The sequence below is a fragment of the Peribacillus sedimenti genome (genome assembly GCF_046237635.1).
GTDB lineage: Bacteria > Bacillota > Bacilli > Bacillales > DSM-1321 > Peribacillus > Peribacillus sedimenti.
In genome coordinates this window covers 4,092,586-4,104,786 of record NZ_CP143547.1, presented here as the reverse complement: position 1 = coordinate 4,104,786, position 12,201 = coordinate 4,092,586, and the positions used below count along the sequence as shown (strand labels likewise).

General features: G+C 42.2%; 11 protein-coding genes and 1 riboswitch. Of the genes, 10 read left to right on the top strand and 1 reads right to left on the bottom strand.

Translation table 11 applies throughout. From position 1 onward, the window contains the following. Positions 1 to 7 precede the first annotated feature (7 nt). The 9 genes from V1500_RS20155 to V1500_RS20115 all read left to right on the top strand — a co-directional run bounded on the left by V1500_RS20155 (position 8) and on the right by V1500_RS20115 (position 10,644). Entirely contained in the window at positions 8 to 415 is a 408-nt protein-coding gene (locus tag V1500_RS20155) for a DUF350 domain-containing protein (protein WP_409302065.1), read from the top strand. A gap of 547 nt (positions 416 to 962) precedes the next feature. Next, on the top strand, positions 963 to 2,660 hold the full coding sequence (locus tag V1500_RS20150; RefSeq protein ID WP_409302063.1) for a long-chain-fatty-acid--CoA ligase: 1,698 nt from the start codon (positions 963 to 965) through the stop codon (positions 2,658 to 2,660). Between the two features lie 155 nt (positions 2,661 to 2,815). Further along, positions 2,816 to 3,403: a TetR/AcrR family transcriptional regulator gene (locus tag V1500_RS20145; RefSeq protein ID WP_409302062.1), complete on the top strand. Its 588-nt coding sequence runs from the start codon at positions 2,816 to 2,818 to the stop codon at positions 3,401 to 3,403. A 108-nt stretch (positions 3,404 to 3,511) separates the two neighbouring features. Continuing rightward, positions 3,512 to 4,285, top strand: a complete 774-nt coding sequence (locus V1500_RS20140; protein ID WP_409302060.1) for an enoyl-CoA hydratase — start codon at positions 3,512 to 3,514, stop codon at positions 4,283 to 4,285. Between the two features lie 211 nt (positions 4,286 to 4,496). Continuing rightward, positions 4,497 to 5,270 (top strand): electron transfer flavoprotein subunit beta/FixA family protein, encoded by a 774-nt coding sequence (locus V1500_RS20135; RefSeq protein ID WP_409302058.1) that lies wholly within the window; start codon positions 4,497 to 4,499, stop codon positions 5,268 to 5,270. A gap of 87 nt (positions 5,271 to 5,357) precedes the next feature. Beyond that, complete coding sequence (locus tag V1500_RS20130; RefSeq protein ID WP_409302056.1) at positions 5,358 to 6,335, top strand: electron transfer flavoprotein subunit alpha/FixB family protein; 978 nt, start codon at positions 5,358 to 5,360, stop codon at positions 6,333 to 6,335. A 220-nt stretch (positions 6,336 to 6,555) separates the two neighbouring features. Further along, positions 6,556 to 6,870 (top strand): thioredoxin, encoded by a 315-nt coding sequence (gene trxA, locus V1500_RS20125; protein ID WP_409302054.1) that lies wholly within the window; start codon positions 6,556 to 6,558, stop codon positions 6,868 to 6,870. Positions 6,871 to 7,305: 435 nt separating this feature from the next. After that, complete coding sequence (gene uvrC / locus V1500_RS20120) at positions 7,306 to 9,069, top strand: excinuclease ABC subunit UvrC (protein WP_409306055.1); 1,764 nt, start codon at positions 7,306 to 7,308, stop codon at positions 9,067 to 9,069. 69 nt (positions 9,070 to 9,138) lie between these two features. Next, positions 9,139 to 9,316, top strand: a riboswitch (Lysine riboswitch). A 95-nt stretch (positions 9,317 to 9,411) separates the two neighbouring features. Then, a complete protein-coding gene (locus V1500_RS20115; RefSeq protein WP_409302052.1) occupies positions 9,412 to 10,644 on the top strand; it encodes an aspartate kinase in 1,233 nt (410 codons plus the stop codon). Positions 10,645 to 10,765: 121 nt separating this feature from the next. Here the strand turns inward: V1500_RS20115 and V1500_RS20110 are convergent, their stop codons facing one another. Next, a complete protein-coding gene (locus V1500_RS20110; RefSeq protein WP_409302051.1) occupies positions 10,766 to 11,221 on the bottom strand; it encodes a YslB family protein in 456 nt (151 codons plus the stop codon). A gap of 371 nt (positions 11,222 to 11,592) precedes the next feature. On the opposite strand from V1500_RS20110, the gene V1500_RS20105 reads away from it, so the two are divergent. Then, complete coding sequence (locus V1500_RS20105; RefSeq protein WP_409302049.1) at positions 11,593 to 12,201, top strand: succinate dehydrogenase cytochrome b558 subunit; 609 nt, start codon at positions 11,593 to 11,595, stop codon at positions 12,199 to 12,201.

Sequence of the window (12,201 nt, the reverse complement as noted above, 5' to 3'; positions counted from 1 at the left end):
ATTCTATATGGAAAAATTTTGGGAAAATGAGTATGTGAACATAGCTGCTTATTACAGTGTGGTCATTCTTTGTATCGTCGTATTTTTAGCTGTGTTTGAATTGGTGACAAAATATAAGAATTGGGAAGAAATCAAAAAAGGAAATCTTTCTGTGGCCATGGCGACAGGAGGAAAAATTTTAGGTATTTCCAATATTTTCAGAAGTTCCATTATACAGCATGATTCCTTGCTGACCATGATTGGCTGGGGTATTTTTGGATTTATTCTTTTGCTGGCTGGTTATTTTATATTTGAATTTTTGACTCCGGGCTACAAAATCGACGAGGAAATTGAGAAGGATAACCGGGCAGTGGGACTGGTTTCGCTGATAATCTCGGCCGGCCTCTCCCTGGTCATAGGAGCCGGCATTTCATGAAATTGCCAGAAAAAGAGGAGAGGGACGGGTTGGAGAGACTAGCCAAGATTTTAATGGTCATAAGCGGGGTTTTCTTAATTTTGGGTTTTATTTATATAATGTATGCACTTTGATTGTTCAGCCAAAAAGTATGTTCGATGTACAGACTGTAGACAAACGCGATAAAAAATCGTGCTTGCCTACAGTTTTTTATTTCGCCTCATAACGGAGGAGTTGATTAGCATTCCAGGCGCTTCGCTTTCCGCGGTGCGGGCGGTGAGCTTCCGTCACTATCAATCCCCGAGGGGCCTCAACTGTCCCGCTGGCAGGAGTCTTCGCGCTGGAACGCAAACAATAGCTGCCTAAATGCCAGATCCATTTGGCCATCTTATTCAAATGCACAGTAGGACATAAACAGCCAACGCTAAGTTTTCTATTTTCTATTATTCTGTATGTTCCGTATTCCGAAGAATCCACATTTTTAGGGGAGACAATTGTCACTATAAGTACCTTATAATATAATGGGAAATAGTAAGAATTTTTCTACAAAACCCAAGGGAGGAGTATTATGACGAATAAATCGTGGCTCGATTATTATCCGCCGCAAATACCGCGGGAACTGACCTATGGAGACAAACCTTTGCAATCTTATTTAAAGGAGTCCGCAGGAGATTTTCCGAACAAGGTATCCGTCAATTTTATGGGAAAGAAATTAACTTTCCAGGAAGTATATCAATCTTCTTTAAAATTTGCAGCTTATTTAAATAATCTGGGGATTGAAAAAGGGGACAGGGTAGCAATCATGCTGCCGAATACTCCGCAGGCCGTCATCAGCTACTTCGGTATATTAATGGCTGGAGGAGTAGTAGTGCCGACTAATCCGACTTATACTGAGCGTGAAATCGAATATCAAATGAATGACTCGGGAGCATCAATGATTGTCACTATGGATATATTGTTTCCCAGGGTCTCACGCACTGCTCCACGAACCAACATAAAACATATTATTGTAACCGCTATCAAGGATTATCTTCCATTTCCAAAAAATTTAATTTATCCTTTCATCCAAAAGAAAGAATACGGCATTGTAGTGAAGGTCGAGCATGAAGGCAACCACCATCTGTTTACCGAAATAATGAAGGGACCAGTACCGACATTGACAGAAGAGCCAGTCGATATAGAAAATGACCTGGCGCTCCTTCAATATACAGGGGGAACTACAGGTTTTCCAAAGGGTGTCATGCTGACACATAAAAATCTGCTTGCCAATACAAAGATGAGTTCAGCATGGCTGTACAAGTGCAAGCGAGGAGAAGAAAAGGTTCTGGGTATACTCCCATTTTTCCATGTTTATGGAATGACAGCGGTTATGGTTTTGTCTGTAATGGAAGCGAATGAGATGATATTGCTGCCTAAATTTGATGCCACCACTACGCTAAAAACAATTCAGAAAGAGCGTCCTACCATGTTCCCAGGTGCCCCAACTATCTATATCGGGCTATTAAACCACCCTGATATTTCTAAATATGATCTCTCGTCTATCGATTGTTGCATCAGCGGCTCTGCACCGCTGCCCGTAGAAATTCAGGAACGCTTTGAAAAAGTAACCGGCGGAAAACTGGTGGAAGGATATGGCCTATCTGAGACATCTCCAGTTACACACTCAAATTTCCTGTGGGATGAGCCTCGTGTAAAGGGAAGTATAGGGGTTCCATGGCCAGATACCGATGCAGCTATTTTATCCTTGGAAACCGGAGAACCGTTACCGCCGAAGGAAATAGGAGAAATTGCCATAAAAGGGCCGCAAGTTATGAAAGGATATTGGAACAGGCCTGAAGAAACGGCACAGACTTTTAGAAATGGATGGCTCCTGACAGGTGACCTCGGATATATGGATGAAAAGGGATTTTTCTATGTTGTAGACCGCAAAAAGGATACAATAATTGCCGGAGGCTTCAATATTTATCCTCGTGAAATAGAAGAAATATTATATGAGCATGAGGCAATTCAGGAACTGGTTGTTGCAGGTGTGCCGGATCCATACAGAGGAGAAACGGTAAAAGCCTATATTGTCCTGAAGGAAGGGACTTCCGTAACCGAAGAGGAGCTAAATGCTTTTGCACGAAAACATCTTGCGTCATATAAAGTTCCGCGTATATATGAATTTAGAAAAGAGCTGCCAAAAACGACTGTAGGAAAGATCCTGAGGAGAGCGTTAGTTGAAGAAGAAACAAGAAAGCTTGAAGATCGCCAAAAAGAAGCGTAACAATCATAATCTTGTTTTTTTAAAGAAACACTGGACAAACTTTAAGAAAAGACAGACGTCGATATTGGGAGATAAATCTTGACAGAAGCGAAGTGTCGTTCTATTATAGAAATATGAATGATTATTCATTCATTTTCTCTGAAAGGGGAAGTCCAGTGAAGAAAAACAGGCCCAAGTATAAACAGATTATTGATGCCGCTGTCATTGTGATAGCGGAGAACGGGTACCATCAAGCCCAGGTTTCAAAAATCGCCAAGCAAGCAGGCGTTGCTGATGGGACCATTTATCTTTATTTCAAAAATAAAGAGGATATCCTTATCTCATTATTTCACGAGAAGATGGGCCAGTTCGTCGAACAGATCCAGGAAGATATTATCGGGATAGAAAATACTTCGGACAAATTGCTAGCCCTGGTTAAAAGACATTTTCAAAACCTTGCTGATGATCATGATTGGGCGGTCGTGACCCAGCTAGAGTTAAGACAATCCAATAAAGAGCTTCGACTTAGAATCAATGATGTTCTGAGGGGTTACCTAAATGTTATTGATCAGCTGATTCGGGAGGGGATGGAAAAAGGTGAGTTCCATCCGGACTTAAATGTAAGGCTGGCCAGGCAAATGATCTTCGGGACCATTGATGAAACGGCCACCACCTGGGTAATGAATGAACAAAAATATTCATTGACCGACCTGGCTGAAGAGGTTCACAGGTTACTGATCGGCGGCTGTGCTGGAAAAATGTAAAGCCGGACGCCGACTGTAATCCGTCGTTTAAGAAGCTGCAGCTTACTGTATCAAGAAAAACACAAATACATATTATTTTGCTCATGGAGAGCTGGAGGGGGATGGGCTATGGATTTTTTACAATATACAGTTGAGAACCAGGTTGCATTTCTTACAATTAACAGGCCACCAGCAAACGCTCTGTCATCTGGTTTAATTAAAGAAATTTCGGCCTTTTTAGATGAAGTCGAAGCAAATAACGAAATAAGGGTCATAGTCATCCATGGAGAAGGCAAGTTTTTCTCAGCAGGAGCTGATATTAAAGAATTCACTACCGTGACAAGCGGAGAAGAATTTTCACGGGTGGCTGCTGCAGGCCAGAAGGTTTTTGAAAAGCTTGAAAATTTCCCTAAACCGGTTATTGCCGCCATTCATGGTGCTGCCTTAGGAGGCGGTCTTGAGCTTGCAATGAGCTGCCATATTCGTCTTGTAACGGAAAATGCCAAGCTGGGACTGCCTGAACTCCAGCTAGGGTTAGTACCTGGATTTGCCGGAACGCAAAGGCTTCCAAGGTTCGTTGGCCCGGCCAAAGCAGCGGAAATGCTGTTTACGAGTGAGCCTATTACCGGCAACGAAGCAGCTCAATTGGGATTGGCAAACAAGGCATATTCCGAAGGGGAGCTGTTGCCAAAAGCAAAGGAAATGGCTTTCAAGATTGCCAAGAAAAGCCCTATAGCCCTCAAAACCGCTATTGAACTATTAAGGTATACGAAACATGATGGCTTCTATAAAGGTGTTGAAGAGGAAGCAGCAGCTTTTGGTTCAGTTTTTGTTACAGAGGATGCCAAGGAAGGAATTGGTGCTTTCATTGAAAAAAGGGAGCCTGTCTTCAAAGGCAAGTAAAAAAAGCCGATTGTAACCAGGATAAATGGTAATGGTTAATCTGGCTAAACCTTAAAATTTCAGAATTTGGCCAGTCGGAAGTTGAATAGACATTCAGTCTTTCATAAAATGAAATAAACAGGCTGTGGTACCTGCAAGCTTGCAGTTGCCACACACTTTTATTACGAGTTTTCCAAATATTCGAAAGCTAAAGAATTCAGGAGGGATAATCGTGAATATTTATGTATTATTAAAAAGAACCTTTGATACTGAAGAGAAAATAACTCTTTCAAACGGCAAGATCAATGAGGATGGAGCAGAATTTATTATAAATCCGTATGATGAGTATGCAGTGGAAGAAGCGATCCAGGTCCGCGATGCCCAAGGTGGAGAAGTAACCGTTGTATCTGTCGGTAATGAAGAAACAGAAAAACAGCTCCGTACAGCTTTGGCTATGGGTGCCGATAAAGCGGTTCTTATTAATATAGAAGATGATGTGGAAAACGGCGACCAGTTTACGACTGCGAAGATTCTTGGAGAGTATTTGAAGGATAAAGAGGCTGACCTTATCCTGGCGGGGAACGTAGCGATCGATGGAGGTTCAGGACAGGTGGGGCCTAGGGTAGCTGAAATTTTGGATATTCCTTACATCACTACTATCACCAAGCTTGAAATCAACGGCACGAATGTAAGCGTTACCCGTGATGTAGAGGGTGATTCTGAAGTGATTGAAACAACACTTCCGTTGCTTGTAACTGCACAGCAAGGGTTAAATGAGCCTCGCTACCCTTCTTTACCGGGAATCATGAAGGCAAAGAAAAAACCGCTTGACGAATTGGAACTGGATGATCTTGATTTAGAAGAAGATGATGTGGAAGCAAAAACTAAAACCATTGAAATCTATCTTCCTCCTAAGAAGGAAGCAGGAAAGGTCCTCAGCGGTGAAATCAGCGATCAGGTAACAGAATTGGTTCAGCTTCTTCGCTCTGAAGCGAAAGTAGTCTAAGCATGGTACCTTGACAAACTCATTTGTCAGGCGGATTCTAATTCTCATTACGTTATTGAAATAACAAGAGCACAGGAGGTTTTTATAATGTCTAGAAAGGTTCTCGTATTAGGGGAAGTTCGTGATGGTTCATTAAGGAATGTATCATTTGAAGCAATAGGAGCTGCAAAGCTTGCGGCTGATGGCGGAGAAATTGTCGGTGTATTGATCGGCGAAAGTGTAAGCGGACTTGCGAATGAACTGGTGCAATATGGTGCTGACCGTGTCGTTACAGTAGAGGATGCAAAGTTAAAACAGTATACCTCTGATGGGTTTTCCCAAGCTCTGCTGGCTGTTATAGATTCTGAAAAGCCGGAAGGACTGTTCTTTGGGCATACGGCTCTAGGAAAAGACCTTGCGCCACGCATCGCAGGGAAATTGAATTCCGGCCTTATCTCCGATGTCACTTCCATTGACGCGGCAGGCGGCAATCTGGTGTTTACTCGCCCGATCTACTCCGGTAAGGCATTTGAGAAAAAGATTATCACCGATGGCCTTGTGTTTGCTACAATCCGCCCTAATAATATTGAGCCCTTGCAGAAGGATGGGTCCCGCTCTGGCGATGTATCCTCTCTTTCGGTGGAAATCAAGGATCTTCGTACTATTATCAAGGATGTAGTCCGCAAGGCAACGGAAGGTGTGGACCTTTCCGAAGCGAAGGTTATTGTTGCCGGAGGCCGTGGAGTTAAAAGTGTGGAAGGCTTTGAACCATTAAAAGAATTAGCACAGGTCCTCGGAGGCGCCGTCGGTGCATCTCGTGGAGCATGTGATGCAGACTACTGCGACTATTCATTACAAATCGGCCAGACTGGTAAAGTGGTAACACCTGATTTGTACATTGCTTGCGGAATTTCCGGGGCCATTCAGCACCTGGCAGGCATGTCCAACTCTAAGGTAATCGTTGCCATCAACAAGGATCCTGAAGCAAGCATCTTTAAGGTAGCAGATTACGGAATTGTCGGCGATTTATTTGAAGTCGTACCTCTATTAACAGAAGAATTCAAAAAGCTTAAGGTAAATGCTTGATTCACAGCCCTTGTCCTTAGAAGAGAAAAGGAAGCTGTACGATGAATACACGTAAAAATCACTGGGAAAAGGCATTTGCTCATGTGGCAAATGCCTTTTTCCATACATAAAACTAATTCTTGTGGGAATCTTAGCAATGAGCAAAATAATAGCAAGGGTTCCAATCACGATGATATACTGTGTGTAGGTTCAAGAAAGTACTATTTAGGAGGCTTTTAATATGGCTATTGTAAATGCTACAGACCAAACTTTTACAAATGAAACAAGTGAAGGTCTTGTTCTTGCAGATTTTTGGGCTCCATGGTGTGGCCCTTGTAAAATGATCGCACCTGTACTTCAGGAATTAGATTCTGAAATGGGTGAAACTGTTAAAATCGTAAAAGTCGATGTTGATGAAAACCAGGAAACCGCTGGGAAATTCGGTGTAATGAGCATCCCAACATTGCTTCTATTCAAAAATGGTGAAGTTGTTGATAAAGTGGTCGGTTTCCAGCCTAAAGAAGCATTAGCTGAATTAGTTTCAAGACACGCTTAATCATCCGCAATCATTCAAACTCCAAGTCGATGGCTTGGGGTTTTTTTATGGGAACCAAAGTTTAGCGCCCCTTAAAACTTTTATCGGATGACGGAGCCTGATGCCGTTTGACGATTTAATGCAGGCCGACCCCTATTCGGATTTAACGCACCAATTTTGAGAACCAGACTCCTTTTCATAGTTTAACCCAATTCACAGGGTCAGCTCCCTTTAAAAGTTTAACGCATTCCAGAGAATCAGACCTCTTCTATGATTTAATTAAATTCAGAGGGCCGGATTCCAGTTATACCCCTGTTCCTTCCCTAGTTTCTATAAATTGATTCTTGGTAAATCAGAGATGTTTTTTATATAATAAGAAAGTATGTTCTTTTATTTTTTGATAATGACATTTTATATAGAGGATTGTTTGGGAAAGGAGGTTAACGATTGAATCAGATGATTAAAGATAAGCTTGCATTGCTTCCTGACCAGCCAGGATGTTATTTGATGAAGGATAGGCAGGGCACTATCATTTATGTTGGTAAAGCGAAAGTGCTGAAAAACAGGGTGCGATCCTATTTTACGGGCTCCCATGACGGGAAAACCCTCAGGCTTGTCAATGAAATCGAGGATTTTGAATATATCGTAACTTCTTCGAATATAGAGGCCTTGATCCTGGAGCTGAACTTGATTAAGAAGCATGACCCAAAATATAATGTCATGCTTAAGGATGACAAGACCTATCCTTTCATTAAGCTTACTGCAGAAAGACACCCGCGGCTGATCACTACACGGAAGGTAAAAAAAGATAAGGGGAAATATTTCGGTCCGTATCCAAATGTCATGGCAGCCAATGAAACCAAAAAGCTGCTTGACCGAATTTACCCTCTTCGAAAATGTAACACGCTTCCTGACCGTGTCTGCTTGTACTACCATCTAGGACAATGTCTTGCTCCGTGTGTAAATGAGGTCAAGGAAGATCAATATAAAACAATGGTCGATGAAATCACAAGGTTTCTGAATGGCGGATTTAAGGATGTTAAAAAGGAACTCACTGAAAAAATGCATGCGGCTGCAGAGGAGCTTGATTTCGAGCGGGCAAAAGAACTTCGCGACAAAATTACACATATTGAAGTAACCATGGAAAAACAGAAAATGACCACCAACGATTTTACGGACAGGGATGTTTTCGGGTATTCCTTTGATAAAGGCTGGATGTGCGTACAGGTATTCTTTATTCGCCAAGGAAAGCTGATTGAGCGCGATGTTTCCATGTTTCCGATCTTCGATGAACCGGAAGAGGAATTATTGACTTTTTTAGGCCAATTTTACTCGCAGGTGAATCATTTTAAGCCTAAGGAAATTCTTCTGCCTGAATCAATTGATGTAAGTCTTGCAGAGGGGCTTTTGGAAGTCAAGGTTCTGCATCCGAAGCGTGGCCCTAAGAAGGATTTACTGAACCTTGCTAATAAGAATGCGAAGATCGCACTCGAAGAAAAGTTCGCACTCATTGAACGTGATGAGGACCGGACAATCAATGCAGTAGAGAATCTGGGCAAGCAGCTGGGCATCTATACTCCGCATCGGATTGAAGCGTTTGATAACTCAAATATACAAGGGACCAACCCGGTTTCTGCCATGGTCGTATTTATAGATGGGAAGCCGGAGAAAAAGGAATATCGCAAATATAAAATCAAAACTGTGCAAGGGCCTGATGATTACGAATCCATGAGAGAGGTCGTCCGCCGCAGATACTCAAGGGTGTTGAAAGAGGCACTGCCCCTGCCTGACCTGATTATTATCGACGGTGGAAAAGGCCATGTGGAAGGTGTCAGGGATGTTCTGGAAAATGAACTTGGCCTTGATATTCCTCTGTCAGGGCTGGTGAAAGATGAAAAGCACAGGACTTCACAGCTCATGATTGGGAATCCGCTGGAACTGGTGCCGTTGGACAGAACCAGCCAGGAATTTTACCTTCTGCAGCGTATTCAGGATGAGGTCCATCGTTTCGCCATTACCTTCCATCGCCAACTAAGAGGAAAGAATGCCATTCAGTCGATCCTGGATGATATTGAGGGAATAGGCGAGAAAAGAAGAAAACAGCTCATGAAGCATTTTGGCTCGATTAAAAAAATGAAGGAAGCATCGATTCAGGAGTTCATCGAAGCCGGCATGCCAAAGGGAGTTGCCGAGCAATTGTATACGAAATTGCAAGAATAGGTTGATGCCTCCAATCCGGTGTGCTATAATCAAAACAAATTTGATAACATTAAAACATTATTGTTTTAAAGTGCTGATAGAGGTGCGAGATTCAATAGTAGAAATCTGGAGAAGTGTGAGCTTCATTGAAGGATTTTGAAAGGGGAAATCGCCGAAGCAGGGCAGGGCTCATAGCTTGTTCATGCTGGTCTTACGCTGAATAAGCGGCAGATTGTCAAGATTCTTATCTTGGAGAGCTATCTCACTGCGTTGGGCGTTCTTCTTTACGTTATTACAACAGCAATGAGATATATCTCATTGCTTTTTTTATGGCCAAAAACATGGAGAGGGTGCAGCAAGAATATGGGACTAATTGTTCAAAAATTTGGAGGAACATCAGTAGGGGACGTTGACAGGATACATAATGTTGCCGACAGGGTGATTGAAGAAGCGAACCGGGGAAACAAGGTAGTGGTCGTTGTGTCCGCCATGGGGAAAACCACCGACCATCTGGTTGGTATGGCAAAGCAAATTTCGGCCAATCCAAGTAAAAGGGAAATGGATATGCTGCTTACTACAGGCGAACAGATTACGATAGGGCTGCTGGCGATGACCCTGCAGAAAAAAGGCTACGAAGCTATATCCTATACAGGCTGGCAGGCAGGTATAAAAACGGAATCCGTCCATGGAAATGCAAGAATACTGGATATCAATATTACTAGAATCAATGAACAGCTTGAATCAGGAAGAATTGTTGTAGTTGCAGGTTTTCAGGGCATGGATGAATCAGGCCAGATCACTACGCTCGGCCGGGGTGGCTCTGATACCACAGCAGTTGCTTTGGCAGCGGCCTTAAAAGCAGACCGGTGTGATATCTATACGGATGTAACGGGTGTTTTTACGACGGACCCACGTTATGTGAAAAGTGCAAGGAAGCTTCAATCCGTTTCTTATGACGAAATGCTTGAGCTTGCCAATCTTGGAGCAGGGGTACTGCATCCGCGGGCGGTTGAGTTTGCAAAGAACTACCAAATGCCGCTTGAAGTAAGATCTAGTCTGGAAAAAGTAGAAGGAACGTTAATTGAGGAGGAAGTATCTATGGAACAAAATTTAGTTGTCAGGGGCATTGCTTTTGAGGATGGCATTACACGGGTTACAATCTTTGGGCTTCCTGTTAAGCGGGGGACTTTGTCATCTATTTTCAGCGCGTTGGCAGAAAATCATATTAATGTCGATATCATCATCCAAAGTATTTCTGAGGAGCAAACCGCCAATCTTTCGTTCTCCATAAAAACAGAGGATATGGAGGCTGCTTTAAAGGTGCTTGATGAAATTAAGGAAAGTGTGCAATTTGAAAGAGTTGAAACAGAAAAAGGGCTCGCAAAGGTTTCCATTGTAGGTTCAGGCATGGTGTCTAATCCAGGTGTGGCAGCTGAAATGTTCTCGGTACTTGCGGATTCGGAAATTCAAATTAAAATGGTCAGCACTTCTGAAATCAAGGTATCTACGGTTATTTCCGCAGAGCAAATGGTTCAGGCAGTTGAAGCTCTCCACGTAGCCTTCCGCCTGGATGAAATACCTGCCGTCAGATCGTAAGTGTAAACGAAAGACAAACACAGGTGGTTGCACCAGCTATGTGACCACCTGAATGGTTTGGTAGCCAGCGGCAACAGAATCAAGAAATAATATAAAAAAAGACCTGCAGCAGTGCAAGCCTTTATCCAATAGGATCTTTTGTATCCCATTTAACCGTGAGTATCACTTTTTTGGTGCGGCGTTTTATTTCTTCTAATGTTTCCGCTGTGAATTTCCTTTGTAATGTGAATTGTTCAGCAAGGAAACCGGCCTCCAGTTGAAAGTGGCAGTCTTCATTGAGCTCAAAACGACGCTCAACAGGCTGGCCGGAAAGCGTGAGTTCAAGGTCATCTCTGGTTTCTTTGATAAATTGCAGATTTCCCCAGCCGGCATTGTAGAAGAAAGCAATTATTTCATCTTTTCCAGTCAGAGGAAACTTTCGTGCGAGTTGCTTTCCAGCCCAATAAAGGATTTGCGGCGACTCTTTACCGAGGATGTCAGCCAATACAAATTCTCTTATAATTTCGTAACCGAATGCGGGGATTTGCTGCTTGTTCATTTGTTCATCGTCTAATAGATTTATATTGTTTTTATCCATTCTGATCCCCTCTTTCCATTGCCTATATTCATTATATACATTTTTGTGTTTGAATCATTATTTTTTCTGAAATCTATTAAATATAATTATATATGTACGTTATTTCACAATAATTATTTAACGCGACAATAATACTATATCGTAATGTATCCAGCTTCGCAGAAGCTTAGTTGGAATAGTAAAAATATTTATATTTTAATAAAATTTTTCTGTATCCGTTTTCTTGACGCTTCTGTCTGTCAGGAGTAAAATGTACATGTCACATAATTGTTATATTTGTAGAATCATATTTTTGTAGTTATATTAACTTTTATAAAATAATATGATTCTGCAAGAAACTATATTTCTTACTTATTTAAGGGGGGCACTTCGTGGCAGGTAATCGTGAGTTCGCCAATCGCAGACTTCATTCTTTATTGGGAGTCATTCCAGTGGGTGTGTTTTTGATCCAGCACTTGGTGGTCAATAGTTTTGCGTTAAGAGGGGCAGAGTCATTCAATGGTGCAGCTGACTTTATGGGAGGCTTGCCATTCCGTATCTTGCTCGAAACATTCATTATTTTCCTTCCATTACTGTACCACGCAGTATATGGGGTCTATATTGCTTTTACAGCAAAAAATAATGTAGGCAGGTATGGCTATTTCCGTAACTGGATGTTTATGCTTCAGCGTGTGACAGGCATCATAACATTTGTCTTCGTAATTTGGCATGTATGGGAGACAAGAGTCCAGGCAGCGCTTGGAACGCATGTGGATTACAATATGATGGCAGATATTCTTTCCAATCCTTTTATGGTTGCATTCTACATAATAGGAATCGTTTCTACCACTTTCCACTTTGCTAACGGTCTATGGTCTTTTGCCGTAAGCTGGGGCCTAACAATTTCACCAAGGTCACAAAGGATTTCTACTTATGTCACCCTTGTTCTTTTTGCTGCATTGTCAGTGCTGGGTGTAAGTACAATTTTTGCTTTTGTTTAA